Below are 25782 nucleotides of genomic sequence, written 5' to 3'. Positions count from 1 at the left end.
AGCTGCATTGTGGCGGTAGAGGATATGCACGGGAAGAGAGGTGAGGACAGGCGTGGCTGAACACGATGCACCGGGCTCCAAGGAGTCTATTCGCGGTGATCAAATGATGACGGTGTTCGATCATATCGGCGAATTGCGCAAGCGCATCATCATTATCCTGGTCGTGCTCGTTATCGGCATGATCATCGGTCTCTGGTTCGCGGATCCGGTGTACAATTACTTGATTACGCAAGAGCCGGTCAAGGGGATGAAGCTGAATGCCTTTTCCTTGTGGGACGGAATCGGCATGTACATGAAATTTGCACTTGTGATCGCACTGATATTTGCACTTCCGGTCACGGCTTACCAGCTGTGGGCGTTTGTTAAGCCTGCACTCGGTGTCAAGGAGCAGAAGGCGGCGCTGCTGTTCGTTCCCTTCGTGCTCTTCATGTTTCTGGTTGGGCTGGCTTTCTCTTACTACGTTGTGTTTCCGATGGCGTTTAATTTCACGACGGATGTTGCGAAGCATTTGAACCTTGTCGAAACGTACGGCGTCATTCAATACTTCTCGTTTCTGTTCAATATCGTCATTCCGATTTCCCTGCTCTTCGAGCTGCCAATCGTCATTATGTTTCTGACGAAGCTTCGGATTCTGAATCCTGCGCGTCTGAAGAAGATGCGGAAGCTGGCGTATTTTATCCTCATTATTGTTGGAATCGTCGTCACGCCGCCGGATTTCATCTCGGATTCCCTCGTGGCGGTGCCGCTCATTTTACTTTATGAAATCAGCGTCATTCTCTCAAGTGTCGTCTATAGAAAACAGCTTCGGGCCGATCAGGCATGGGAAGAAGAATATGGAACGTAAGCAAAGTCGGCGAACAGCCGGCTTTTTTCTTTGCGCGTAAAACGGCCTTAGAGACGGACATGTAAAATTCCTATGAAATCGATGACCAAGGACTTGAAATTCGGCTGGGAAATCGGTATTATTAAAAATGGTTATTAGCACTTGAGGTGATTGAGTGCTAACGAAATTGCAGCACCACTATTTAAAGGAGGCTATTTTCATGATCAGACCTTTGGGTGAACGCGTATTGATCGAACCAATCGCGAAAGAAGAAACGACTGCAAGCGGCATTTTGCTGCCAGACACAGCGAAAGAAAAGCCGCAAGAAGGCAAAGTAATCGCAGTAGGCAGCGGTGCGGTTAAGGACGGCGTGCGCATTGCGCTTGAAGTTAAAGAAGGCGACCGCGTATTGTTCTCCAAATATGCAGGCACTGAAGTGAAATACGAAGGCAAAGAGCTTTTGATTATGAAAGAAAGCGACATCCACGCGATCTTGGGCTAAGCCGCAGCGCTTTGGCTCCACATACATGGTTAAGCTTTTGTACCTAAACTAAATCAATATTCAGGAGGTTATCAACGATGGCGAAAGAAATTAAATTCGGCGAAGACGCTCGTCGCGCAATGCTGCGCGGTGTAGATGCACTTGCTAACGCTGTTAAAGTTACACTGGGTCCTAAAGGCCGCAACGTGGTTCTTGAGAAAAAATTCGGAAGCCCGCTGATCACGAACGATGGCGTGTCTATCGCGAAAGAAATCGAGCTGGAAGACGCATTCGAGAACATGGGTGCACAGCTAGTTAAAGAAGTAGCAACCAAAACAAACGATGTTGCCGGTGACGGTACAACTACAGCTACCGTTCTTGCGCAAGCGATGATTCGCGAAGGCTTGAAAAACGTAACTGCAGGCGCTAACCCAATGGTTATCCGTAAAGGGATCGAGAAAGCCGTTCGCGCTGCTGTCGAAGAGCTGAAAGCAATCGCAAAACCAATCGAAGGCAAACAATCGATCGCGCAAGTTGCTGCGATTTCGTCTGCTGACGAAGAAGTCGGCCAACTGATCGCGGAAGCGATGGAGAAAGTCGGCAACGACGGCGTTATCACGGTTGAGGAATCCAAAGGCTTCGTTACGGAGCTGGAAGTGGTTGAAGGTATGCAATTTGACCGCGGCTACCTTTCCCCGTACATGATTACGGACACGGACAAAATGGAAGCCGTTCTTGACAACCCGTACATCCTGATCACCGACAAGAAAATCTCGAACATCCAAGAGATTCTTCCGGTTCTGGAGAAAGTGGTTCAATCCGGCAAACAATTGCTGATCATCGCAGAAGATGTGGAAGGCGAAGCATTGGCAACATTGCTCGTTAACCGTCTGCGCGGTACGTTCACTTGCGTGGCAGTTAAAGCTCCTGGCTTCGGCGACCGCCGCAAATCGATGCTTGGTGATATCGCTGCTCTGACAGGCGGCCAAGTGATCACAGAAGAGCTCGGCCTTGAGCTGAAAGCGACAACTGTGGATCAACTCGGTTCCGCGCGTCAAATCCGCGTTACGAAAGAAAACACAATCGTTGTTGACGGTGCTGGCGTGAAGCAAGATATCGACGTTCGCATCAACCAAATCCGTGCGCAGCTGGAAGAAACGACTTCCGACTTCGACCGCGAGAAACTGCAAGAGCGTCTGGCTAAATTGGCTGGCGGCGTAGCGGTTATCAAAGTCGGCGCAGCGACTGAAACTGAACTGAAAGAGCGCAAGCTCCGCATCGAAGATGCTCTGAACTCCACGCGCGCAGCTGTGGAAGAAGGTATCGTTTCCGGTGGCGGTACTGCACTCGTGAACGTATACAGCGCAGTAGCGGCTGTAACTGCAGCAGGCGATGAGAAAACGGGTGTAAACATCGTGCTTCGCGCGTTGGAAGAGCCTGTTCGCACAATCGCGGCTAACGCGGGTCAAGAAGGCTCCGTAATCGTTGAGCGTCTGAAAAAAGAAGCAATCGGCATCGGTTATAACGCAGCGACTAACGACTGGGTGAACATGTTCGACGCTGGTATCGTTGACCCTGCGAAAGTTACGCGTTCCGCATTGCAAAACGCAGCTTCTGTTGCAGCGATGTTCCTGACAACTGAGGCTGTAGTAGCTGACAAACCAGAAAAAGACAAACCAGGCATGCCTGATATGGGCGGCATGGGTGGCATGGGCGGAATGGGCGGCATGATGTAATAGGCTGAAAAGCTTATAGCATCAAGTGTTTCCTTAAGAAGAAACACTGCATGACCACATCGTGCAAAAATGAGAGACCTTTCAAGAGTTCATTGAACTTTTGAGAGGTCTCTTGTTTTTTCACAGCAAGTCTTTTTAATCATGCACAGGTCGATATTCATTCTAATTCTTCTAAGACAGGTTTTACTAAACGACGTACTTCATCTATTGACGTGGTATCCATTAATTGGTTTCTTAGCTCGCCTGCGCCTCTAAAACCTCGAACATAGATTTTGAAAAAGCGAAGAAGGGGTTTAAATGGACGTGGTTCGTTTTCCTTGGAATATTTTTCGTGAAGATCCAACTGTAAAAGCAGTAAATGGAGAAAGTCCTTCGCGCCATGTTCTTTAGGTTCTTTTTCAAAAGCAAAAGGATTGGTGAAAATGCCGCGGCCAATCATGACACCATCAACGCCGTATTGCTCTACTAATTTCAATCCTGTTGCGCGGTCAGGAATATCTCCATTAATGGTTAACAACGTATTTGGTGCAATTTCATCGCGTAATTTTTTTATTTCAGGGATGAGTTCCCAGTGTGCATCTACTTTACTCATCTCTTTTTTTGTACGAAGGTGAATGGAAAGATTCGCTATATCTTGTTTCAATATATGTCCTAACCAATCGCGCCACTCGTCAATTTCAAAGTAACCCAATCTTGTTTTAACACTAACCGGCAATCCCCCTGTTTTTGCTGCACGAATAATTTCGGCCGCAACTTCAGGATGTTGTATTAATCCAGCCCCTTTTCCATTGGATGCGACGTTTTGTACAGGGCATCCCATGTTTATATCGATACCACGAAAACCAAGTTTTTTCATATCCCTACTCATCTGTTCAAAAAATGCAGGTTTATTGCCCCAAAGATGAGCGACGATCGGTTGCTCATCTTCTGTGAACGTTAACCGGCCACGCGTACTGTGTATTCCTGCAGGGTTACAATAACTATCTGTACTTGTGAATTCTGTGAAAAACACGTCGGGCTTTGCAGCTGTACTAACGACGTGACGAAATACAACATCTGTGACATCTTCCATTGGTGCTAATATAAAAAACGGCTTTGGCAAATCAAGCCAAAAATTTTGTTCGTTACTCATATGATCTCCTCTTGTTGCAATATATAAAAACGATAAAAGCTATAGCAAAGTCCTTTATCCATCATCCATAGTATCATTTTTTTTCGTTTGATGCACAGAATCAACTGTGCGAGCGATAGACAGCGACTCGAGGTCGACGTCGGCGGGTCCAGTCGATGACCCAGATAAAGCGATGTCAATTAACAATAAAATAATCTTTGTTAAAGAAAACTAATTATGTTAAATTTATAAGGTTCCCATCGGTTTGGAATAAATTAGGATGGAATATACGTTAGAAGTATAAAATTGTTGAATGTTTTAATATGTCATAGACGGAGTTCGATAGTTAGGGCATAAGCCTTTATACTATAAATATATATTTAGGGGAGTGTTCGTTTTTGCAAACACCAACACAGTCACAGTTCTCGCAAGTACCCGTAGTACTAAACGGCACAGAAGTAAAGAGCGTTAAATCTTGGCTCGGAACGTTGCTTCTTCTCATGATTCCGATTGTCAACCTTATTTTGTTGCTCGTATGGGCTTTTGGCGGCGGCGCGAATCAAAACCTTCGCAATTATAGCCGTGCCAGCCTGCTCCTTATTCTGATTGTTGGCGTTCTATATGCAATCATCGCGCTCTTTATCTTCGCTGCGATCGGTTCGGCGATTTCGGATAGCACGTATTAATACCCTTTTCATAGCGATGGTGCAAGCAAGCATAGAACAGGTCCTCTCGGGGACCTGTTTTTGTTTACTTTATCCGATTCTCAGCCATTCGGTCAGGTCGGCTTGAACGTTGTCCAGCCGGTCGACGTGATCCGTGTTCAATTTACAGCGACCGTTACCATCCTAATCCCCAGCAAATCTGCTGAGGGAAGCATCAGCCATGCAAGTGGCTCGAGGCGAACTGCCGACCGATCCCGTCGTGTATAGCGGCATTATTTTGGAAGCGTTCGTGGGGTCGACGATCATACGCACGTACGATTACAGGCGCTGATTTTGACGTGCCTGCACCGCCGACGGATCAACTGAATTACACGACGTTTGCTATAAGTGCTGTGCACCTTTGTTCTGAAGGGTTTTGTAGCATACAAATGCAAACCCTACCCCGACGAAAGAGAATAGAATTCCACCTGAAAAGCCTAATGTCCTTGGTGTAATTACTTCCAACAGAAAACCGGATACAAACATAGAGATACCTAATATCGTATTTTGCAGCGTAGCTAGCATGCCAAAAAATTGACCTTGAAAGTGGGAAGGAATTTCGTTCATCAGAATTGTTCTATTACAGGCGTTCCCGATTGCAGCGCAGCTTGCTGTTAGGGTCAAGAATAGGACAACCATAATAAAATAGCTGGATTGGCTGATGATGATATTCAAAATCCCCTCCAGTAACAATGCAGAAATTGCAGTAACCTTCATACTCGTTGAAAATTTACCTATAATTCCTGAACCCAATACAAGTCCCAATCCAAGAGCCCCATATAGGATCCCTATACCGATATCCCCCATCTTAAATACCTCTACGGCATACACGCTAATAAGAATGTTAAAGATCCCATCACCAATGGGCCATAGGACGAACACGATGATCATGGCTCGAATGAAAGCAGACCCCGACATCAATTTTCGAAACTCACGCATGCCTTTCCAGGGGGATGTACTGGGCGATTGTTTTAAATTATCAGCCATGCTTTGCCTTGGAATCGTTATTCGAGCAAGAAGAATGGCTGACAATAGAAATGAGACAGCGTTCATTACAAACGTTGCATGGACCCCCACAGTTGAAGCGACCATGCTTCCAGTAAGGGAACCACCGATTAACACGATCCCGAGCATGGCTTCCTCAAGTCCGTTTACATGTAATAAGCTTCCCTTTTGGACGATTTGCGGAATAGCAGACATTCTTGCCGGCGCATAAAATGCTTCTCCCGCTGATAATAGAAATGAACTCGCATAAATAATCCAAACATCAGAAGCCTCTCGTACTAACAAAGGTAATAAGGCAAATAGAATACGGAGTAGATCAGCTAGGATCATGATGCTTTTTTTTGAAAAGCGATCGGCCAACATGCCTCCCAATGGACCGAATATGAAGTAAGGGACTAGCCTAACAGCAAAGGTAATTCCAATCGCCACACCTGAACCGGTAAGCGATAATAACAAACTGAGTACTGCAACTTGACTGAATCGATCTCCGATTCCATTGATAAGTCCTGCCCAAAATAAGCGCCTATACTGCTTTTCCTGTTTGAAAACAAGTACATTATTCATTAAAACGCCCCCCTTAGGTTCGAATACGAATTACTAATTAGACATATATCTAATTCGGTGTCAAAAGAAGAGGCAGTTAAACTAAGCGTTAACTGCCTGCATCTTCTTGCTTTATTGGTACGTAGTCGATTATGCTGTAAAGGATCAATTGATTTGACATTAGTCTAATTAGATGAATGTATTATTACATACGGTATGGCCGATTGTAAATAGTGTGAACGCCAATACGAATTACAATAAGCGAAGAGACCTCTCCGAAACGAAACGGAAGAGGAGAGCTGTTTGTACATACAGAAATCAGCTGTCATGCGGCGTACAAGAAACGAAAATATAGAAAGCGCATGTTTTAAATCGTACTGAGCTGCGTTATAATGGATACAATAACAAAAGAGGCGGTTCGCGGCCGCCTCCTGCACAACCTTTCTTGAGTGGTCGAATCCCTCGAGATGTCAAGGAAAGAATGGCCCCTCACGTGCGATCAACAGGAGTGGGGCTATTTCTTTTTTAAGAAGGTCAGCAGCGCCAGAACAAACATGGCAAACAGCATGATATCTTCAAAAGAATAGGTCGCCATACGCATCACCTCCCTTCAGAGGGATGCGCCACTCAAGTTGTGTTGTACAAGTCTATTATAGCAAGCCTCCGTCTTCGGAGGCTTTTGTTTTTTTTAGAGACGGATGATAGTAACACCGAAGCAATGGCTATACGTGAAAATTGGTCAAGTATGCCTAATGCAAGACTATTGGCATATCAAATCTGATAAATTTTCTAGACAAGGGTTAATTTTCCTTGGTAGAATAGTCCTATGCTGTACTTCAGGTAAGCGAACTGCGATTTGCGATATCCCGAACTAAGCAAATACATCAAGTTGAGGTCTTGCCCCTTATGGAAAGAAGCTTAGTTTACAATCGTGCAATTCCGTTTCAATCCATTATTTCTGCATTATTTTTTTTCATTTCCAGTTTATTTTTGTTTGACGTTATACTTGGATTTAATGGCAGGCTGCTGTTAATAGGTGACATTCCTATACGGATGGTGCTCTATGGGGCTTTCTTTGTAATTCTTGTGGTAATGATTTTCTACGCGGTTGCTACCAAGAAGAGTTCGGCCGCTGGCATGCTGAAGTTGGTTAAGCCCATTGATATAGCGGTTGCCGCCTTCTTGGCTCTTAACGCGATATGGGTATTCATCGTGCCAAGCCTTTCCGGCTACGGTATTACGATGGCAATAAAACAAACGATTGCGTTTAGTGTACTCCTTCTATATTTCCCACTTATTCTGCTTATACGGCTAGGTTACATCTCTTGGGTGAAAAGCCATCGCTTGATAAAGTGGAATCTGTTGGGTTTAGCCGCCTTACACATCTTCTTGTACATTGGCGAGGAGATATCCGGAAATTGGAAATTTGCGCTGAACTTTTTTGATCTATTCGATACCATCAGTATGGGGCACTCCGTGCCTCCTGCCGTTATCTATACTGAAATGAATCCCAAGCATTTCGTGAGAATCATTTACCCGAACTCGATATTCCTACTTGCCATGTTTTATTATTTCATCATACATAAACTGAATTGGAAGATGGCAGTCTTCTTTTTAATTGGTTTTACTGCTCTGCTGACAACGCTGACCAAATCTTTATGGTTGGGCTTCGCGATCGGTATGGTATTTATTCTCCTCTTTTGTCTGGTAAATAGGAGACGGTTTCTGTCTTATTGGCGCCCCATCCTAGCTTGCTTGACTCTAGTCATTCTAACAACCCTTGTTTTAAATAGTGTTTTATTTCATAACTATATTTTCGCAAGAGTAAACAGCTTCTTTTCAGTTCAGGAAGGCTCTCAGAGGTCCTTCGTCAATAAGAAGGGTATAGATGTTTCACAACAAAACCGTGGAATCAGAATTGCTGATGAACTCGATGTCACGAAGCGAGCAAACTTAACCCGGGTGACGCAAACCACGAAGTTGCTTGCTAAGTGGAAGAAGAGCCCTTGGTTCGGTTTTGGTTACGGCAGCTATGCGGATCATTATTTGCGCAGCGGTACTCAAACACCATATTTATATGAAATGCTGCTCCCGTCTTTACTTATGAACGTTGGGGTGCTGGGCTTACTTGTGTGGGCGGGCTTCTTTCTATTTGTCCTGTATGTATTGTATCGAAGTTACTCCAATAACCGAAGAAACACAGTAGCTATTGTATATTTGTTAATTAGTTTGTTCGTTGCAGCCCAATTCAACCCCTTTCTGTTCGGAACATCATCTATGAGTATCATGCTGTTTTGCTTTATCCAAATGCAGCACGTATCGAACGAAAGGATCTGAAGCAATACTGTCAGTGCGCGCCGGTTTCAATCGGCGCGTGTTGTTTTATATATTTGGTTAGGTTTTACAATAAGAACTGCCTCCAACCTTCATGAACGCATGGCGGTTTTTTAGTGTTTACTAGAAGAGAATGATAGTACGTATCAAGCGCTTACCACTTTAAGCAGAACGAGGAAAAAACTGAAATTTTTAAAAAAAAAAGAGGATTATTACCAAATATGTATAATTTGATAATAAATAGATTTTCTATTCTCGAAACGTGAAAGTTATCTCCTGGTAGACGTGCTGGCGCCGAGCTTTAAGAAGGACGAGGCTCTCTTCACGTAGTAGAAGGTCATGATACCCGCTGTATCAATGAGAATGTCGTACACGCGGCCATCGCGGTAGAAGTACAATTGCAAAATTTCGGTCAACACGGCGAATCCGGCAGCAATGCAAGCTGATACACGTCCGTTTCGGATCAGCTGATACAGCAGCGCTTCCATGATTAGGAATCCGGTAAAATGCCCAAATTTAATCACTATCCAATATTTATGGATAAGATTGATATCCGACCAGCTCCATAAGGCACCGTAATCGGGGCTAGGATTCCAGTCAAAGTGTATGTCATGGGTAAAATAAAGCTGCCGCAAGCTGTCCGTACAGGTAAGAATGGCTAGTAATACCGCCCATGCAATTGCAATTCCCCATTTCAACATAAAGGCACCTTCACTTTGCAAATAATACAAAATGTATCATATTTTCAAGCATCACAAAAGAGAAATTTTCAAAACTTCTGCTCGGGATAGAGCACATAGAAAGAGCTGCAGGCAAAAGACCCGCGAACGCGGGTCTTTTGTGCTGGAGCCGGGAAGAAGTCGGACAAAAGTCCGAATTTTCAAATAGAGAAGGATTAGGCAAGCGTAGGATGAATTGTTAATACGAGAACGTATGGAAAGGTGAGTGGCATGCAGAAGACGAAAATCGGCATCATCGGATGCGGCGTAATCAGCAGCATTTATCTAGAGAACGGTACGAAGACGTTTGGCATGCTTGAAGTCGCGGCTGTCGCGGATCTGATTCCGGACATGGCGAGGCAGCGGGCAGCGGAATACGGCATTCCTAAGGCTTGCACGGTCGAGGAATTATTGGCCGATCCCGAAATTGAGATCGTCGTGAATTTAACGGCGCCTCAAGCGCACACGGAAGTGAATCTGCAGATTCTGAACGCAGAAAAGCATGTCTACGCCGAGAAGCCGTTCGCGCTCAGCCGTGAGGATGCGGACCGCGTACTGGCTTTGGCTGAGCAGAAAGGGCTTCGTGTCGGTGTCGCGCCGGATACCTTCTTGGGGGCTGGCCTGCAAACCAGCCGGAAAATCATCGATGACGGCTGGATTGGAACGCCCTATGCCGCAAGCGGCTTGATCCTTATGGGAAACGCTTACGATGCGATGCATCCGAACTTCCATCACTATCTGCAGCTCGGATGGGATCCGCTGCTTGATATGACGCCTTATTACTTAACCGCTTTCATTCATCTGCTCGGACCGGTGAGCAGCGTTAGCGGCTCGGCCGGACAAGTAAAAAGCGAGCACACGGTAACAAATCCGCGCTCGCCGCGTTTCGGGGAAACCGTTCCGATCGGCGCGCCAATGCATGTGACGGCCATGCTTGAGTTCGAGAATGGCGTCACCGCGAGCCTGCAAGCGGCCAAAGAGAGCTTCGGTTACACGCCGCGTCTCGAAATCTACGGAACGGAAGGCATTTTGCATGTGCCGGATCCGAATATGTTCGACGGCGCGCCTAGGATACAGCAGCGGAACGGAGAGACGCATACCTTCCCGTATTCGCATGATTTTGCGCAGAACAGCAGAGGAATCGGCATTGCCGATATGGCCCATGCCATTCGTTCCGGCAGACAGCACCGCGCAAGCGGCGGGCTGGCCAGACATGTATTAGATATCCAAATGGGCATTCTGGATTCCTCCAAGGAGCAGCGCCGCATAGCCGTCGAAGCCCGCTGCGAGCAACCCGCCGCCTTGCCGCTGGGACTGAAGTACGGGATGTTGGATTAAGTTCACCGTCGGATGACGGGGAATAAAGCATTCAGCCGCTCCCGTGTATCCCCACCCCACTATACGAAATGAGAAAGGTTGCGAGAACTATGAAATTTCCGATCGCACTACAGCCTTATACCATTCGAGAAGAATTGAAACAAGATTTCCTCGGCAGCTTCACGAAAGTGGCCGAGATCGGCTATCAAGCCGTCGAAGCGGGACCGCCTCCGGCGGGCATTACCGTGGCCGAGATGAAGGCGCATTTTGACCGGATAGGACTCGGGGTCATTGGGTGCCATGCGGGGCTTGATCAATTGACAAATGATTTGGATGCGCTGCTCGATTACTTGGACGTATTCGGCGGACGCTATGTCGCGTTGTCCTACAATTTCGCCTCCAGAGAGGCTGTGCTCGAAGCGGCGGCAGCCTTCAATAAAGTAGGAGCGGCCTGCCGGGCGCGGGGCGTGCAGTTTCTGTATCATAATCATGATTGGGAATTTCAGAAGTTCGACGGCGAATACGCGCTGGATATTTTGCTCCAGGCTACCGACCCTGAGCTCGTTAAGCTGGAGCTTGACGTCTACTGGGCCAAGAAGGGCGGGGAAGATCCAGCCGCCTATATGCGCAAGCTGAAGGGACGTTGCCCGCTCTTGCATGTGAAAGACATGGAGCCGGGAGAAGAACGCTTCTTCGCGGAGGTCGGCGAAGGAATTCTGGATTTCGCGGACATCCTTGCGGCTGCCGAAGAAATCGGAACGGAGTGGCTCGTGGTGGAGCAGGATGCCTGCCGCCGTTCGCCGTTTGAGAGCATCGCCATCAGCTTCAACAACCTGAGCGGGATGGGGGTTACAGCAAAATGAGCGATCCGGTCAGAGTCGGTTTAATCGGCTATGGATTTGCCGGTAGCGTCTTCCACGCACCGGTTATTACTTCCGTACCAGGCATGGAGCTGACCAAAGTCGTGGAGCGCAGCGGCAACCGATCGCAGGCGCGTTACCCTGGTGTGGAGGTACTTCGCGACGTGAGGGAGCTGTACGCCGACGACTCGGTCGATCTGGTCGTCGTGACGACGCCGAGCACGGACCACTTCGACTTCGTGAAGGATGCCCTGCTTGCAGGCAAGCATGTCGTCGTCGAGAAGCCGTTCACGCCGACTGCGGAGGAAGCGGAGGAGCTGATCGCTTTGGCCAAAGACAAAGGCAAGGTGCTGAGCGTCTTCCATAACCGCCGGTTTGACGGGGACTTCCTGACGATGCAAGAGGTGCTCCGCCTAGGGCTGCTCGGTCAAATCATGGAATGCGAGTTCCGTTGGGACGGCTTCGATCCCGTGATGCGCTCGACCAATTGGAGGGAAGGCCATTTGCCCGGCACGGGCGTCTTTTACGATCTTGGCGTCCATCTGATGGATCAGGCGCTCACGCTGTTCGGCATACCGGACTCGATTTGCGGCGATGTCCGCATTCAGCGCGAGAACGCGGAGGCACATGATTATTTCGACGTCTCGCTGCTTTACGATAATGGGCCGAAGATCCGGCTCAAATCGTCTAAGTTCGTGCGAGAACCGTTTCCGCGCTATGTGGTGTACGGCTCGGATGGGACATATACCAAGTATGGAATCGACCCGCAGGAAGCGGCGCTAATCGCCGGCGCGCAGCCCTCGAAGACGCGTAGCTGGGGCAAGGAGCCCCGGGAGCTGTGGGGCAAAATCAACACGTCCATCGGCGGACTGCATGTGGAGGGTGTCGTCGAGACGACCGCGGGCTCGTATATGGACTACTACCGGAACGTAATGGAGCATATCAAGGGGCAGGCCGAGCTGGAGGTCAAACCGGAGCAAGCCGCGCTGGCCATCAGGTTGATCGAGCTTGCGCTGCAAAGCAGCAAGGAAGGAAGAACGCTGCCGGTTCAGATTCCTGCGGCGGCTTCGGTGAACGGATAGATTCCAGGGAGGAGTGATAAGCATTGTTTCCATTCAAAACAGCATTAAATGCGTCGACCCTGTTTCCCTTTCGGCTAAATGTGCTGGAGCAGGTGGAGGCTGCGGCCAAGGCGGGCTATGAAGGCATCGAGCTGTGGGTGAAGGATATCGAGGCGTATCTTGCGGACGGAGGAACGGCCGAGGCGTTAACGGAATGCTTGACGCGTACAGGCATCGTGCTGGCAAATGCCATTGCCTTCTTCAAATGGGCGGACGAGGACGAGGCCGTGCGGGAAGATGCCTTCGCCCAAGCGGAGCGGGAGATGCGCATGCTTGCAGCCCTTGGCTGCTGCGGCGTAGCGGCGCCGCCGTTTGGCAGCGTCGAGCACGTCACGCTTAGCGATATGGCACGGCATTACGCCCGACTTGCGGCGCTTGGACGGGGCATCGGCATCGAAGTGTATTTGGAATTCTGGGGCCGGGCCAGCAAGCTGTCGCGGCTGGATGAAGCGATTGCGGTACAGCAGGAAAGCGGCGTCGAAGGCGCGAAGCTGCTTCTCGATCCCTTTCATATGTATACCGGAGGCAGCAGTATTGACGACCTGAAGCGCGTGAATGGCAGCGGCATCGGTATTTTTCATGTGAACGATTACCCTGCGGATCCGCCGCGCGCGACCATTACCGATGCGGACCGGGTGTTCCCGGGCGAAGGCGTTGCGCCGACGGCGGCGATTGCGCGGCAGCTGTATGATTCGGGCTACCGGGGCTTCCTGTCGCTGGAGCTGTTCATCGACGATTTCGGCGGTATGACTGCGGACGAAGTGGCTGCAAAGGGGCTAGCTGCGCTAAAGAGCGCTTATGAGGTCGAAGGTTAAATCTTATATAGACAAAGCAAAACCGGGACGCTGCGTCGTCCCGGTTTTGCTTTGTTTGAAGCGGTGCCGGCTGCGGCGGCGTACGCGTCCAAGCCGGCGTTAACCTTCTGCACGCACCTTCGGGTTAGCCGGTGAGTATTGAACGGGACTCCATGTCAGCGGCATGGCGTTTCTCATTAGCCGCCCCCGTTCCAGATGGAATCGGACGATACGTTCCGTGCCGAGGAGATCATGCGGGCTTCCCTCGACGTCCCATTCGATCTCGACCGTACCTGTCAGCTGCAGCAGGCTGCCTGAATCGAAATCGATAAAGAGGAGCCCCGCTTGCGGGTACTCGTTCAAGTTGCCAAGCGTGTTGAACATAGCGTTGCCCCTATAGTCGGGGAACGCGAGCGTTTCGTTGTCCTCGGCGACGACGAACCCGGGCATGCCGCCCCGGTGGGACACATCCGCCCCGGATTCCGGATGATGGCTGGCGATGAAGAATGTATCCGCCCTGCTTATGAGCGACAGCGCTTCTTTCGTCAGTGTCATGAACCCAGCAGTGGAAGACTCCGCCTGGATGCCTTCGCGCAGTGTCCATTCCCGCGCCTGAATGTATTTAGGGCAATTGCCGTAAACCTGATCGGTCTGCAGCGTGAATGACGCTGGGCCGACGGCTGAAATCATCCCGTTCGTGCGCATCCGGCGTCTGGTCGCGAAATCCATCGCAATCGTCGCGACGGGATTGCCCGCGAATAGACAGCGAAGGAGCGGGTCCCCGTCAGCAGGCAGGCTGCCGACGATAACGGTGCGCGGGTCTGACGCCCGTACGAAACCGGGCACGCCGAACACGGCCGAAGCCCACATCGTGCCATCTTCCTCGGCTGCGCCGAGGAAGAGGAACGGCTGTGAGGATAGAAAATCCATTGCGACGTCCGGCATCTCGCGATAGACCCCCTTGTTTCGTTCTGCGATAAGTCTGACGCCTGCCCGCTCCTGCACCTCTATTTCGCCGGGATGATAGCTCATCAGAAGAAGCCGCAGGCGGAGCCGTTCGCGCTGGAATGGTCGTGTCCGCTGACGCCCTGCGCCGTGTAGATCTCCACGCGGATACCGTCCGGATCCTCGAAGAAAATACCGCCGGAATCGCCGCCTTCTCTGTGCACGACCAAGCCTTCGTAAATAAACGAAGCCCCGTAGGCTTTCAGCTTCTCTTCATACGATTTAACAGCCTCGGCGGAATCCGCTTCGAATGCCAAATGATGAAGGCCGGGCGTACGCTTTGAGAACGTGCCTTCGCTCTGCTCCCACAACGTAACCGTATTCTTCGTGTCATCGCCAAGATAGGCGAATCGCTTCCCCGGTTCCTCGGACAGTGTGCGCAGCTTGAGACCAAGTACCTCAGTGTAGAAAGTAATGGAGCGGTTTAGATCCGAAACATTCAAGCCAATGTGGCCAATTTGCATAACCTTCGTCCCCTAACAATCAAAAGTTTATTACAGGTATTATAATACCCAGTCATTTGTAACTTGTAAACAGTTATTTAGCCTATTATAATTTTGGGGAAAAGGAACAATTCGACATCCAAGGTTTTACAAATTATTCATCCTTTGTTTACGTAGGATTAATACTGCTTCCCTATACTTGGACATATGAGAGATCGTATCCATAAACGGGGAGAGATGATGAAATGAAGTCAGGTTCCAAGAAGAAGTGGATCGCGGCGGCGGCGCTTGTATCCGTCGTTGCCTGCAGCACGCAAATCGCGAATGCGGCCGAAGCCGCGCTGAAAGCGATCGTCGTTCATGCCAAGCTGATCGCGGACGACAAAGAAGTGAAGCTCGATAAGGATGCCGTTGTCATTAACGGAAGCCTCTATGTACCTGTGAAAGCGATGGGCGATGCGCTTGGCCAACAGGCATCTTGGGACAATACGACAAAAACGCTGACGCTGAAAGCTTACCCGTTTGTAAAAGCAAAATATACATGGAACAATGCGCCAAGCTTGGGCAGCAATATTAAAGAAGGCGGCTTCTCCGGCCTGCTGCATATGCCCGGCGACCCGGACAACGTATTCTATACGCTGGCAGACCGCGGTCCGAACGGACAAATTACAATCGATAAATCGGTCAACCGCACATTCCCGGTGCAAAGCTATGAGCCGCGTTTCTACAAAATCGAGCTTGTCGGCGACCAAGTGAACGTTCTCGCGACGACGAAGCTGACGCTGCCTGCAGGCAAGACAGGCCTCGTATCGAAGAATCAGTACCTGACGGGCCTAAGCAACATCGCTGCGGATGAGAAGTCCTATGATAACACGGGCAAAACCTTGCTGCCGCTCGATCCGGACGGTCTCGATCTGGAAGGCATCACATACAGCCCATCCGATGATACGTTCTGGCTCTCGGATGAATACCGCCCTTCGCTTATTCATATCAAACGCGACGGAACAGAAATTGCCCGTTATGTACCATTTGGCGACAAAGCGCTGCTGAAGGATGCACAAACGCCGATTATCGAAGCCATTCCGGCGATCTATGCGAAGCGCATCGCGAACCGCGGCTTTGAAGGCGTAACGATCAGCCCAGACGGCAAGTTCCTGTATGCTTCCATCCAAAGCCCGATGGCCGTGCCGGATCAAGCGACAGGCGAAGCGTCCCGCAACCTGCGTATTCTGAAGATGGACCTCAAGGCGCAGCAAATCGTCGGGGAGTATGTCTACGTAGCTGAGGATGCCAAGTCGTTCGTCAAAGTCAATCAGAAGGATGTCGTCATCTCCGACCTGTCGGCGATTTCGAGCGACGTGCTGCTGGTGGACGAGCGAGACAAGAACGAAGGAGCAGCCGCGCAAATCAAACGCGTATACAAGATCGACCTGTCCAAAGCAACGAACATTCTTGGCAAAGACATCAGCAATACGGTTGAAGGCGCAACGGCGGATCAATTCAAAGCGGCAAATATTACGACAGCTCCGAAGGAATTAGTTGTGGATTTGACGAAGCTCGGCTACCCGTTCGAGAAGTTCGAGGGTCTGACGGTCGTGAACAAGAATCGCATCGCGATTGCGAACGACAACGACTTCGGCGTAACGGAGTACGATGCGAACGGCGTGCTGAAGATCGTCGATAAGCCAACCCAAGTGTGGGAAATCGAAGTTAAAGATTTGTGGTAAGCGGCAGGTAACAGAAAAGGCAGGTTCCAGAATCATGCGAATGATTCCGGAACCTGCCTTTATTTTGCGAAGACGGCGGTATATGAATTCGGTTTGAACCAGTTGGCGCCTGTGCCGTGGAATCTTACAATTTCTTCACGCCCTGAAAACACCTCCCTAACAAGGCATGCTTATCCTACTAGGGAAGCTGGAAGGAAGAGGTGGTTGTCATGAATACGACGGATGCGGGAATCGCGCTGCGTTCCGGCAGACGCATGCGGAGCAGGAGACGCAGTTTGCCTGCTGCTTGGAAGGAAACGGGCGTCGGCTATCTGTTTATGCTGCCTTCGCTGCTGCTGTTCGCGGTGTTTTTATTTTATCCGCTGCTGAAATCGGTCTACTTAAGCTTCTTCTTAACCGATCCGCGCGGCAGAGTCGCCGAGTTTGTTGGACTGGACAATTACACGGGGCTGTTTGGTTCCCCCGACTTCTGGAACAGCATCAGCATCACGCTGAAATTCACCGCCTTCACCGTACCGGCCGGCTTGCTTGCCGCGCTGGCGCTTGCCGCCTTGACGCATGTCAAAACTCGCGGCATGCGGCTGTTCCAATTCATCTTCTCCCTGCCGGTTGCGTTGTCCGTCAGTACGGCTTCCGTCATTTGGTCGATGCTGTATCATCCGACGACAGGGACGCTGAACTACTTCTTATCCGCGCTCGGCCTGCCGCCCGTCCAATGGCTGACAGATCCGTCTTGGGCACTTGTTTCGGTGTCCATCATGACGGTTTGGATGAATTCAGGCTTCACGTACATCGTGCTGCTGAGCGGCCTTCAGAGCATTGGCGACGATATCTTCGACAGTGCGCGCATGGACGGCTCCGGTCCGATCCGAACCTTCATTCAAATCATCATTCCGCTGCTGTCTCCGACACTCTTCTTCTTATCCGTCGTTTCGATCATGAATGCCTTCCAGTCGTTCGGACAAATCCATATTTTGACCAAAGGGGGCCCGGCGGGTTCCACCGACGTATTCGTCTATTCCATCTATCAGGAAGCGTTCGTCAACTATCAGTTCGGCACGGGCAGCGCGCTGTCGCTGGTGCTGTTTGCCTTCATCATGCTGCTGACCTTCCTGCAGTTCCGATTCGCGGAGAGGAAGGTGCATTACCATTGAGAACGTCTAGGGTGGTTCAACGCTCGCTGCAGTATCTGCTGCTTGCAGCCGCTGCTGCGGCCGTGCTTTATCCCGTCATCTACACATTCCTCGCAGCATTCATGACGCCGGATGAATCCAATCAGTATCCGCCGAAGATGGTTCCATCGCATCTCTACCTCGGCAGTCTGCGGGAAGTGCTGGAGCTCGTGCCGCTGCAATCTTTTCTGCTGAACAGCTTCTTCATCTCGACCCTCGTCATGCTCGGGCAGCTGATTACGGCAAGCATGGCGGCCTATGCTTTCGTCTATGTGTCGTTTCGGGGCAAAGCCTTCTGGTTCGCGGTCTTCATCTCCTCGATGATGATTCCGTGGGAGGTCACGATGATTCCGAACTACCTGACCGTCAAAACATGGGGCTGGCTCGATTCCTATCAAGGTTTGACCGTCCCGTTCTTGGCCTCGGCCTTCGGCGTGTTCCTGCTGCGGCAGTTTTTCCTCCAGCTTCCGCGGGAGCTGTTCGAAGCGGCACGGATGGACGGCTGCGGACATGTGCGGCATTTCACGGTTATCGTTCTTCCGTTGTCCCGTCCTGCGCTCGCCTCACTTGCGGTCTACGCGTTCTTAAGCGCCTGGAATATGTATTTGTGGCCGCTGCTCATTACGAACAGCGATGCCATGCGTACGGTGCAGATCGGCATCAGCATGCTCCAGTTCCAAGAGGTTACCGTGTGGAATCTCGTGCTTGCGGGCGTTGCGCTCGTGATGCTTCCCTCTCTGCTCTTGCTCGTCGTAGGGCTGAAACAGCTGGTCCGCGGGCTAACCGCGGGCGCCGTCAAGGGCTGATCCGCTGCCGGCTTCGTTAGCGGCTGCCTGGTGCTCTTTTAACCTTCGTGGGCAGCGTCCTCGGACGTTCATCCAATAAAAAAACAAATAACGGGAGTGAGAAACGACAATGAAAGCAATGAAGCTTCGCGCGGGCTTGCCCCTCGCAACGGCGGGACTGATGGTGCTGCTGGCCGCATGCGGCAACAATACGGCCAATGAGGGAAACAAGGCAGGCGATAAGGGGAACGCAGCAGCGGTAACGACGGCAAACGCGAACACGGCGGCGACGGACACCAAAGCAAACGATACGGCGCAGACCGAGTCTGCGAAAGAGCCGGTTAAAGTGGTATGGTGGCATTCCATGAGCGGCGAGCTGGGCAAAGCGGTCACGCAGCTGGTATCGGATTTCAACGCGGCTCACCCCGATATTCAGGTGGAAGAAGTGTACCAAGGCGCCTACGACGACAGCTTGAATAAATTGAAAGCGTCGATGGACTCCAAGTCCGGTCCGTCGCTGATCCAGGTGTACGAGATCGGCTCCAAGTTCATGATCGACTCCAAAGCGATCACGCCGGTGCAGGATTTTATCGATGCCGACAGCTATGATGTTTCCAATCTGGAAGGAAACATTCTCGGTTACTATACGTTCGACAACAAGCTCTATTCGATGCCGTTCAATACATCCAACCCGATCCTCTATTACAACAAGGATATGTTCAAAGCGGCCGGCCTTGATCCCGAGAAGCCGCCGGCTACCTATGAGGAAGTGAAGAAGGCCGCTGAGGCGCTCACGAAGAACGGCAAATCCGGTGCTTCCTTCGCGATTTACGGTTGGTTCATGGAGCAGTTCTTCGCGAATCAAGGCGCGGAATACGACAATAACGGCAACGGCCGCACGGCGGCGGCGACGCAATCGCTCCTTAACAGCGATGCCGGCGTTAAAACCTTGACATGGTGGAAGGATCTCGTGGACAGCAAGGTCGCGCTTAATCTGGGCCGCAAAACCGACGATACGAAGAAGGCATTCCTGGCCGGCCAAATCGGCATGACGCTGGACTCGACCGCATCGCTTCGCGGCATCGTCGACGGGGCGAAAGGCAAATTCGAGGTCGGCACGGCATTCCTGCCGAAGCCGGACGGCGTGTCGGACGGCGGCGTTGTCGTCGGCGGCGCGAGCCTGTGGATCATGAACAACAAGTCGGCCGACGAGCAGAAGGCCGCTTGGGCATTCATCAAATATTTGGCCGAACCGGCGACGCAGGCGAAGTGGCACATCAACACCGGCTACTTCCCGATCACGAAGAAAGCCTACGACGAGCAGATCGTCAAGGACAACATGGCGAGCTATCCGCAGTTCAAGACCGCCGTTGACCAGCTGCATGCGACCAAGCTGAGTCCGGCGACGCAAGGGGCCGTGATGGGCGTGTTCCCGGAAGCACGCCAAATCGTGGAAGGCGCGATCGAGGAAGCCTTCAACGGACAGAAGGATACGAAGCAAGCACTCGACGATGCGGCTAAAGCGATCACGGAAAAAATCGAAACGTACAATAAGACGGTGAAATAAGTAATATAGGGCTACTCCACCCCGTATGCGTTCCTTAGCGCATACGGGATTTTGACGAGTTGAGGTGATTTGCGGCGAGGACGGGTCGCGAGACGGCATGAGTCTCCTATTTGCGAGAGCCGACAGGAGTTTATCTTGCGGTCGCGAATTGGATAGGGGTACCATTTATGAATCATCCCTGGGAGGAATCGCTCATGTGGCAGCCGGATGACTATTTGAAACAATTGTATGCGCGGACGAAACCATCCGCGGGCTTCGAAGCGCAGACGCCGGAGGAATGGCAGCTGTGGCGGGACGGGCTGCGGGAGCGTTTCGTAGAGCTGCTCGGCGGGTTTCCTGGCGGTCGAATGAAGGAGCCGCTTACGCCGGTTCGGCTGGAATCCGTCGACTGCGGCACGTATATCCGCGAGCGGATCAGCATGGAAACGTACGAGGGTCTCTTCATGCCGGTGTACGTCTTGATTCCGAAGGCGTACAAGCCGGAGCAAGGAGCAGTTATCGCCCTGCACGGGCATGGTTATGGCAGCCGGGACATCGTAGGCTTGCATCCGGACGGCACGGAGAAGAGCGGCTCGGATCGCGGCTACCAGAAGGACTTTGCCGTGGAGCTTGCTCAGCGCGGCTATCTTACCGTAGCCCCCGAGTTATTCGGCTTCGGTGACCGCAAGCTGGCCGAAGATGCCGAGCAGAGCAATTCCTGCCACCGGTTGTCTACGTTCCTGCTGGCTATGGGGCAGACGATGGCGGGCTATCGCGTCTTCGAAACGCTGCGATGCGTCGATTATTTGCTTGCGCGCGGCGACGTGGACGCGGAGCGGATTGGTGTCATGGGGATTTCGGGCGGCGGTCTTGTTGCCTCCTTTGCTGCAGCCATCGATGACCGCATCTCTGCTGCTGTCGTCAGTGGATTCACGAATACGTTTGAGGCCAGCATTTTATCCATCCCGCACTGCATCGACAATTTCGTACCGGGGCTCTCGCTGCTCGCCGAAATGCCGGACTTGCTGGGACTGATCGCGCCGAAGCCGCTGCTTATCGAAGCGGGATCGCAAGATCCTATTTTTCCGGAGAAAGCAACCATTGCGGCCTATGAAGGGATCAAGTCCGTATACGCATGCATCGGCAGCGAGTCGAGGCTGGCCTTCGACCATTTCGAGGGCGGACATGTGATTTCGGGCAAATTGGCTTATTCATGGTTTCAGGGGATGTGGATATCGAAGGAGGCTGTGTAATGAAAGCAATCAAGCTAAGACCGTTTGTGCCTTCCGGTGCGGACTACGCGCTCGCGGTGCGTTTCTTCGAGGCGCTCGGGTTTGAGAAAGGATACTCGGACAGCGCAATCAGCGTCTTCCGGATCGGAGAACAGGAGTTTTACCTGCAGAATTTCCACGATCAGGCGATGCAGGAGCAGTTCATGGTCGAGCTGGAAGTAGCGGATCTGGACGCATGGTGGACGCTCATCTCATCCATTCAGGAATCCGGCGATTTCGGAATCAGGGCGAAGGAACCGGTCGCCTATCCTTGGGGCAAACGAGAGGTGCATCTGATCGACCCGGCAGGCGTATGCTGGCATTTCTCGCAGACCGTTTCGGGATAGCGCTGTACGTGAGACACTCTGCGCGGCGTAAATCTCTGCTCGTCTCCAGGGGACCGTGACCTCTGTCCGCAATTGCCCTATAATGGAAGCATAGAAGCTTACTTTGGCGCAGAGAGGTTACGGACGAGATGGAGAATGAAGCAATACGGGAAGATCAGCTCGTGGAAGCAGCAATGATAGAGAAGGAACGCACGGACAAGAAAACGCTCATGCTCCTGTGCATCAGCGGCGGCGCGGCGCTTCTGCTTATGGTGGCCTCGGCGCTGTTCCTGCTTACGACGCCGTTCGGCGGGGGACAGCCGAAGGATGAGGAGGTCGATATGCCGCATGCATATACTTATGGCGATGCTGCAGCCTCGAACGGCATGGAGCTTCATTACTTGCTGACCCGTCCGAGCAACGTCAGTCTGGCATCGATACATACGAATGTTGCCGCAGGACCTTATTACGGCGTGAACGGCGGCTTCTTCTACGAGGAAGGGCTGCTTAGTATAGCGGAGGTCAACGGGAAGCCGGTCAATGCAGCGCCGGGCGTCTACGGGGCGGGCGACCACAATGCGAAATACACGAGGGGGACACTCGTATGGGACGGCGCGGCGGACAAGCTCAGCGTGCAGACGGTCGGGCAGGCTGATGAGCTGAAGGTAGCGGACCGCGCGCACTTCTGGGCGCAGGGCGGCATCAGCATGAGCCTTGACCGAGACGATCTCTGGCAGCAGCGGGTCACTGAAGAGCATGCGCCAAATGCCGATGACAGCCGGCTTCGCAGCGGTGCCGTCTACGATGCCGACGGCAGCCTGTATTTAATCGTCAGCACGACGAAAGGAACGCTGGCGGAGTTCCGTTCGGCGGTAAAGGAGAAGATCGGAGCGGGCAGGCTCGTGAACGGTATTTTCCTCGACGGCGACGGTTCTTCCCAGCTGCGCAGCCGGGAGGTTCGGCTGAGCGGTGACGGCCGGCCGGTCGTGCAGATGATGCGGCTGCTGGAATAAGCGGGAACACCCGTAATGCCCGGTCTTATGGAATGACAAACAAGCAGCCTTCATTCGCGAAGGCTGCTTGTTTGTCTGTCGATAACAATTGCCGATTCCTGCGCCGCGGCCGCTTACTTCTTCGGCTGCTTCAGCGCGCGCTGTTTCTTGATGCCGCTTGCCATCATCGCGATGCCGATGATGAGCAGGGCGATGCCAAGGATGTAGTTGACGAACAAGATGTCGATAATGCCGTAACCGATAAAGAAGATGCTGACGATTTGCAGCAAACGGGGACTCATAGCTTCATGCACCTCACCTTATCGCGTAGTTTATTGCAAGAATTATAGCGTAACCTGCCGAAAATAACTAGTATTCGCGGTGCACAGCAGGCGGGGGATCATGTAATTATCAGCTGGAGAATGATGCCTACAACCGGTTCATCCTGCGGAACAGCAAGGGCGTCGTGCCTGTCAGCTTCTTGAAGATGCGGTCAAAATGCCCCGTGCTCTCGAAGCCCGTCCGCTCCGCGATTAGGATAATTTTCAGATCCGTGGAGCGAAGAAGCCGCTGCGCTTCGCGGACCCGGGTCAGGTGAACATATTCGATAAGCGTAAACCCGGTGACGGTTCTGAACGAACGGCTTAAATAGTACGGACTGACGAAGAATCGTTTGGCGATATCCGGCAGCGACAGGCGCGTCTCGTAATGATCGCCGATGAACTGCATGACCTCGGCTATTTTCCGATGCAGCGGGCTGTGCGGATCCTGCGATTCCTGCTGCTCCTGCACGGGCAATCGCGCGGCGAAGAGCAGCAGCTCCGTAAGGAGTACGCGCAGGTAGGTCTCGAAGCCGGGACGCCGATGGGCGGCCTCCGCGATCATTTTGCCAAGCAGCTGCTCCATGAATACCTGTTCCTGCGAATGAAGCTTGAGCAGGCAGGTCTGGCGTTCGAACGGTTTCAGCAGCAGCGGATCATGAAGGGGGTGGCCCGTGCCGAGATAGGCGTCGCTGAAATTGATGACGATGCGTTCATGCTCCGGCGGTCCGAGATCCGACGCATTGTGGACGACCTGCTTGTTCACGAGCACGAGAGCGCCTGCGGTCAGCCGTACCGTGCGCCCATCGATAAAATGGACGCGTTCCCCCGAGACTAAATAATAGATTTCATACGTGCCATGATAATGGTTCGTGCGGCCGAAGGGCTTCGTCCGGTGGACCCGCTGAATATAGAAATCGCCTTCCTCGTCGCCATAAGTAATGGGCATGTCCGGTATGAGCTTCATGTGGTCCTCCGATCTGCTGCGAGCGGGATCACCACATTGCGGCAGCAGCGTTCTAATCCTCTTAGTGTAGCGCAAAATAAGCGAATCAAGAAGCGCTTATGGCAAGATACAGCAAGATAACCTGCAGATTTTGCGGTATGCTGATAAGGAAGAATTCGGATAAAGGAAGGTGTTCGCGCACGATGAAAGCGTTCATGGGCAAAAACTTTCTGCTTCAAAACGAGACAGCCAAGCGGCTTTACCACGACTATGCGGCAGGCATGCCGATTATTGACTATCACTGCCATCTAAGCCAGCAAGATATTTACGAGAACCGGACCTACAACAATCTTACGGAGGTATGGCTGTACGGCGACCATTACAAATGGCGGGCCATGCGCGCGAACGGCGTCGAGGAGAAATACATAACGGGCGGCGAAGGCGTCGGGGATTATGAGCGTTTCCTGGCTTTTGCCCGCACCGTGCCGATGACGCTCGGCAATCCGCTCTATCATTGGTCGCATCTGGAGCTGCGGCGGTTGTTCGGCATCGAGGAACTCATTAATGAAGCGAACGCGCCGGTTATCTGGGCCAAAGCGAATGCCAAGCTCCAGGGCGGCGGCTATGCTGTGCGGGACTTCATCCGGAATGCCGGCGTCGAAGTCGTGTGCACGACCGACGACCCCGCGGATTCGCTGGAGCATCATGCGCTGCTTGCGCAGGAACCGGATCTTGGCTTTCGCGTACTGCCGTCTTTCCGACCGGACAAGGCGCTGGAAATCAACCGTCCGACGTTCCTCGAATACCTTGGGAAGCTTGGCGAGTCGGCGCAGCTGGAGCTTAATAGCTACGATGATCTGCTGCATGCGCTTGAAGCGCGGGCGAGATTCTTCCATGCCGTCGGCGGGCGCGTATCCGATCATGCGCTCGACTACGTGCCGTGGGCGGAGACGACACGCGAGGAAGCGGCAAGCATCTTCGCGAAGGCGCTGGAGGGCGGCGGTGTGACGCTGGAGGAAGAACGCAAGTACAAGACCTATACGCTGCTCTTCCTGGGACGGCTGTATGCGGAATTGGGCTGGTCGATGCAATATCATATCAACGCGCACCGCAGCAACAATACCCGCCGGTTCGCCGAGCTCGGTCCCGATACGGGCTTCGACTCCATCGGCGACAGCCCGGTCGCCGTCCCGCTTGTTCGGCTGCTGGATCGGCTCGATCAAGACGACCAGCTGCCGCGCACGATCGTCTATTCGCTCAACCAGACCGACAACAACGTGCTCGCAGCGCTCATCGGCAGTTTCCAAGGCGGCGGCATTCCGGGCAAAATTCAGCTCGGCGCGGCTTGGTGGTTCAACGATACGAAGGACGGCATGCTGGAGCAGCTGAAGGCGCTCGGCAACATGGGCCTGCTTGGCCGTTTCATCGGTATGCTGACGGACTCCCGCAGCTTCCTCTCGTATACGCGGCATGAATATTTCCGCCGGATTTTCTGCAGCCTGCTCGGCGAGTGGGTGGAGAACGGCGAAGCGCCGGACGATGCGGAGCTGCTCCGCGAATTGGTGCAGGGCGTCAGCTACGGTAACGCGAAGGCGTATTTCAGATTTGAGGAGTAGTTCGGAGCTGCCGCTGCCATCATGTGATGGGGCGGCAGTTTTTTTGTGCGCTGCACTTGCCCAAATTATGGTATGATACCGAACG

At 52.1% G+C, this 25782-nt stretch carries 24 protein-coding genes; 17 read left to right on the top strand and 7 right to left on the bottom strand.

Annotated elements, in window-relative coordinates; translation table 11 throughout:
* The first annotated feature begins 103 nt into the window (after positions 1–103).
* The 3 genes from tatC (at position 104) to groL (ending at position 3040) form a co-directional block, all read left to right on the top strand.
* On the top strand, positions 104–844 hold the full coding sequence (gene tatC / locus KXU80_RS14230) for a twin-arginine translocase subunit TatC (protein ID WP_219839046.1): 741 nt from the start codon (positions 104–106) through the stop codon (positions 842–844).
* 199 nt (positions 845–1043) lie between these two features.
* Positions 1044–1325 (top strand): co-chaperone GroES, encoded by a 282-nt coding sequence (groES, locus tag KXU80_RS14225; RefSeq protein WP_161743217.1) that lies wholly within the window; start codon positions 1044–1046, stop codon positions 1323–1325.
* A 77-nt stretch (positions 1326–1402) separates the two neighbouring features.
* Complete coding sequence (groL, locus tag KXU80_RS14220) at positions 1403–3040, top strand: chaperonin GroEL (RefSeq protein WP_219833932.1); 1638 nt, start codon at positions 1403–1405, stop codon at positions 3038–3040.
* A 157-nt stretch (positions 3041–3197) separates the two neighbouring features.
* Here the strand turns inward: groL and KXU80_RS14215 are convergent, their stop codons facing one another.
* Entirely contained in the window at positions 3198–4172 is a 975-nt protein-coding gene (locus KXU80_RS14215) for a tRNA dihydrouridine synthase (RefSeq protein ID WP_219833930.1), read from the bottom strand.
* A gap of 377 nt (positions 4173–4549) precedes the next feature.
* Between KXU80_RS14215 and KXU80_RS14210 the strand changes: the two genes are divergently transcribed.
* Positions 4550–4837: a hypothetical protein gene (locus KXU80_RS14210; protein ID WP_219833929.1), complete on the top strand. Its 288-nt coding sequence runs from the start codon at positions 4550–4552 to the stop codon at positions 4835–4837.
* A 360-nt stretch (positions 4838–5197) separates the two neighbouring features.
* On the opposite strand, the gene KXU80_RS14205 is transcribed toward KXU80_RS14210, so the two are convergent.
* Positions 5198–6424 carry an MFS transporter gene (locus KXU80_RS14205; protein ID WP_219833928.1) on the bottom strand — a complete coding sequence of 409 codons (1227 nt, stop codon included), beginning with the start codon at positions 6422–6424 and terminating at the stop codon, positions 5198–5200.
* Positions 6425–7309: 885 nt separating this feature from the next.
* Between KXU80_RS14205 and KXU80_RS14200 the strand changes: the two genes are divergently transcribed.
* Positions 7310–8740, top strand: coding sequence for an O-antigen ligase family protein (locus KXU80_RS14200; RefSeq protein ID WP_219833927.1), 1431 nt, complete (start codon positions 7310–7312; stop codon positions 8738–8740).
* 266 nt (positions 8741–9006) lie between these two features.
* Here the strand turns inward: KXU80_RS14200 and KXU80_RS14195 are convergent, their stop codons facing one another.
* Positions 9007–9438: a VanZ family protein gene (locus KXU80_RS14195; RefSeq protein ID WP_219833926.1), complete on the bottom strand. Its 432-nt coding sequence runs from the start codon at positions 9436–9438 to the stop codon at positions 9007–9009.
* Positions 9439–9687: 249 nt separating this feature from the next.
* Here KXU80_RS14195 and KXU80_RS14190 point away from each other — a divergent pair, with 249 nt between their 5' ends.
* From KXU80_RS14190 to KXU80_RS14175, 4 genes are all read left to right on the top strand, one after another.
* A complete protein-coding gene (locus KXU80_RS14190; RefSeq protein WP_219833925.1) occupies positions 9688–10794 on the top strand; it encodes a Gfo/Idh/MocA family protein in 1107 nt (368 codons plus the stop codon).
* An 89-nt stretch (positions 10795–10883) separates the two neighbouring features.
* A complete protein-coding gene (locus KXU80_RS14185; protein ID WP_219833924.1) occupies positions 10884–11636 on the top strand; it encodes a sugar phosphate isomerase/epimerase family protein in 753 nt (250 codons plus the stop codon).
* On the top strand, positions 11633–12715 hold the full coding sequence (locus KXU80_RS14180) for a Gfo/Idh/MocA family oxidoreductase (RefSeq protein WP_219833923.1): 1083 nt from the start codon (positions 11633–11635) through the stop codon (positions 12713–12715). Before KXU80_RS14185 ends, KXU80_RS14180 begins: the two co-directional genes overlap by 4 nt.
* A 23-nt stretch (positions 12716–12738) precedes the next feature.
* Positions 12739–13569 (top strand): sugar phosphate isomerase/epimerase family protein, encoded by an 831-nt coding sequence (locus KXU80_RS14175; protein ID WP_219833922.1) that lies wholly within the window; start codon positions 12739–12741, stop codon positions 13567–13569.
* 99 nt (positions 13570–13668) lie between these two features.
* Here KXU80_RS14175 and KXU80_RS14170 read toward each other — a convergent pair whose 3' ends face one another.
* Both KXU80_RS14170 and KXU80_RS14165 read right to left on the bottom strand, forming a co-directional pair.
* Positions 13669–14580, bottom strand: coding sequence for a pyridoxamine 5'-phosphate oxidase family protein (locus KXU80_RS14170; RefSeq protein WP_219833921.1), 912 nt, complete (start codon positions 14578–14580; stop codon positions 13669–13671).
* Complete coding sequence (locus tag KXU80_RS14165; protein ID WP_219833920.1) at positions 14580–15017, bottom strand: VOC family protein; 438 nt, start codon at positions 15015–15017, stop codon at positions 14580–14582. Before KXU80_RS14165 ends, KXU80_RS14170 begins: the two co-directional genes overlap by 1 nt.
* A gap of 224 nt (positions 15018–15241) precedes the next feature.
* Here KXU80_RS14165 and KXU80_RS14160 point away from each other — a divergent pair, with 224 nt between their 5' ends.
* The 7 genes from KXU80_RS14160 (at position 15242) to KXU80_RS14130 (ending at position 22836) form a co-directional block, all read left to right on the top strand.
* Positions 15242–16723 carry an esterase-like activity of phytase family protein gene (locus KXU80_RS14160; RefSeq protein WP_219833919.1) on the top strand — a complete coding sequence of 494 codons (1482 nt, stop codon included), beginning with the start codon at positions 15242–15244 and terminating at the stop codon, positions 16721–16723.
* A gap of 209 nt (positions 16724–16932) precedes the next feature.
* Positions 16933–17877 carry a carbohydrate ABC transporter permease gene (locus tag KXU80_RS14155; RefSeq protein WP_219833918.1) on the top strand — a complete coding sequence of 315 codons (945 nt, stop codon included), beginning with the start codon at positions 16933–16935 and terminating at the stop codon, positions 17875–17877.
* Positions 17874–18701 carry a carbohydrate ABC transporter permease gene (locus KXU80_RS14150; protein ID WP_258171012.1) on the top strand — a complete coding sequence of 276 codons (828 nt, stop codon included), beginning with the start codon at positions 17874–17876 and terminating at the stop codon, positions 18699–18701. Before KXU80_RS14155 ends, KXU80_RS14150 begins: the two co-directional genes overlap by 4 nt.
* A gap of 109 nt (positions 18702–18810) precedes the next feature.
* Complete coding sequence (locus tag KXU80_RS14145) at positions 18811–20247, top strand: ABC transporter substrate-binding protein (RefSeq protein ID WP_219833917.1); 1437 nt, start codon at positions 18811–18813, stop codon at positions 20245–20247.
* Positions 20248–20414: 167 nt separating this feature from the next.
* A complete protein-coding gene (locus tag KXU80_RS14140) occupies positions 20415–21479 on the top strand; it encodes a dienelactone hydrolase family protein (protein WP_258171011.1) in 1065 nt (354 codons plus the stop codon).
* Positions 21479–21844: a VOC family protein gene (locus KXU80_RS14135; protein ID WP_219833916.1), complete on the top strand. Its 366-nt coding sequence runs from the start codon at positions 21479–21481 to the stop codon at positions 21842–21844. The genes KXU80_RS14140 and KXU80_RS14135 overlap by 1 nt, the downstream gene beginning before the upstream one ends.
* A gap of 128 nt (positions 21845–21972) precedes the next feature.
* Complete coding sequence (locus KXU80_RS14130; RefSeq protein WP_258171010.1) at positions 21973–22836, top strand: phosphodiester glycosidase family protein; 864 nt, start codon at positions 21973–21975, stop codon at positions 22834–22836.
* 113 nt (positions 22837–22949) lie between these two features.
* Here the strand turns inward: KXU80_RS14130 and KXU80_RS14125 are convergent, their stop codons facing one another.
* Entirely contained in the window at positions 22950–23117 is a 168-nt protein-coding gene (locus KXU80_RS14125; protein WP_219833915.1) for a hypothetical protein, read from the bottom strand.
* A 127-nt stretch (positions 23118–23244) separates the two neighbouring features.
* Positions 23245–24102, bottom strand: a complete 858-nt coding sequence (locus tag KXU80_RS14120; protein WP_219833914.1) for an AraC family transcriptional regulator — start codon at positions 24100–24102, stop codon at positions 23245–23247.
* Positions 24103–24284: 182 nt separating this feature from the next.
* On the opposite strand from KXU80_RS14120, the gene uxaC reads away from it, so the two are divergent.
* Positions 24285–25697, top strand: a complete 1413-nt coding sequence (gene uxaC / locus KXU80_RS14115) for a glucuronate isomerase (RefSeq protein WP_219833913.1) — start codon at positions 24285–24287, stop codon at positions 25695–25697.
* Positions 25698–25782: the final 85 nt, after the last annotated feature.

Source organism: Paenibacillus sp. R14(2021), from assembly GCF_019431355.1.
Taxonomy (GTDB): Bacteria; Bacillota; Bacilli; order Paenibacillales; family Paenibacillaceae; genus Paenibacillus_Z.
Note: the sequence above shows the minus strand (reverse complement) of the source record. Positions and strands in the feature narration are given on the sequence as shown.

Bases quoted from the DNA above. Each gene is read 5' to 3' on its own strand.
- tatC (WP_219839046.1), top strand. From the start codon at position 104: ATGATGACGGTGTTCGATCATATCGGCGAATTGCGCAAGCGCATCATC.
- groES (WP_161743217.1), top strand. From the start codon at position 1,044: ATGATCAGACCTTTGGGTGAACGCGTATTGATCGAACCAATCGCGAAA.
- groL (WP_219833932.1), top strand. From the start codon at position 1,403: ATGGCGAAAGAAATTAAATTCGGCGAAGACGCTCGTCGCGCAATGCTG.
- KXU80_RS14215 (WP_219833930.1), bottom strand. From the start codon at position 4,172: ATGAGTAACGAACAAAATTTTTGGCTTGATTTGCCAAAGCCGTTTTTT.
- KXU80_RS14205 (WP_219833928.1), bottom strand. From the start codon at position 6,424: ATGAATAATGTACTTGTTTTCAAACAGGAAAAGCAGTATAGGCGCTTA.
- KXU80_RS14200 (WP_219833927.1), top strand. From the start codon at position 7,310: ATGGAAAGAAGCTTAGTTTACAATCGTGCAATTCCGTTTCAATCCATT.
- KXU80_RS14195 (WP_219833926.1), bottom strand. From the start codon at position 9,438: ATGTTGAAATGGGGAATTGCAATTGCATGGGCGGTATTACTAGCCATT.
- KXU80_RS14190 (WP_219833925.1), top strand. From the start codon at position 9,688: ATGCAGAAGACGAAAATCGGCATCATCGGATGCGGCGTAATCAGCAGC.
- KXU80_RS14185 (WP_219833924.1), top strand. From the start codon at position 10,884: ATGAAATTTCCGATCGCACTACAGCCTTATACCATTCGAGAAGAATTG.
- KXU80_RS14180 (WP_219833923.1), top strand. From the start codon at position 11,633: ATGAGCGATCCGGTCAGAGTCGGTTTAATCGGCTATGGATTTGCCGGT.
- KXU80_RS14170 (WP_219833921.1), bottom strand. From the start codon at position 14,580: ATGAGCTATCATCCCGGCGAAATAGAGGTGCAGGAGCGGGCAGGCGTC.
- KXU80_RS14165 (WP_219833920.1), bottom strand. From the start codon at position 15,017: ATGCAAATTGGCCACATTGGCTTGAATGTTTCGGATCTAAACCGCTCC.
- KXU80_RS14160 (WP_219833919.1), top strand. From the start codon at position 15,242: ATGAAGTCAGGTTCCAAGAAGAAGTGGATCGCGGCGGCGGCGCTTGTA.
- KXU80_RS14155 (WP_219833918.1), top strand. From the start codon at position 16,933: ATGAATACGACGGATGCGGGAATCGCGCTGCGTTCCGGCAGACGCATG.
- KXU80_RS14145 (WP_219833917.1), top strand. From the start codon at position 18,811: ATGAAAGCAATGAAGCTTCGCGCGGGCTTGCCCCTCGCAACGGCGGGA.
- KXU80_RS14140 (WP_258171011.1), top strand. From the start codon at position 20,415: ATGAATCATCCCTGGGAGGAATCGCTCATGTGGCAGCCGGATGACTAT.
- KXU80_RS14135 (WP_219833916.1), top strand. From the start codon at position 21,479: ATGAAAGCAATCAAGCTAAGACCGTTTGTGCCTTCCGGTGCGGACTAC.
- KXU80_RS14130 (WP_258171010.1), top strand. From the start codon at position 21,973: ATGGAGAATGAAGCAATACGGGAAGATCAGCTCGTGGAAGCAGCAATG.
- KXU80_RS14125 (WP_219833915.1), bottom strand. From the start codon at position 23,117: ATGAGTCCCCGTTTGCTGCAAATCGTCAGCATCTTCTTTATCGGTTAC.
- KXU80_RS14120 (WP_219833914.1), bottom strand. From the start codon at position 24,102: ATGAAGCTCATACCGGACATGCCCATTACTTATGGCGACGAGGAAGGC.
- uxaC (WP_219833913.1), top strand. From the start codon at position 24,285: ATGAAAGCGTTCATGGGCAAAAACTTTCTGCTTCAAAACGAGACAGCC.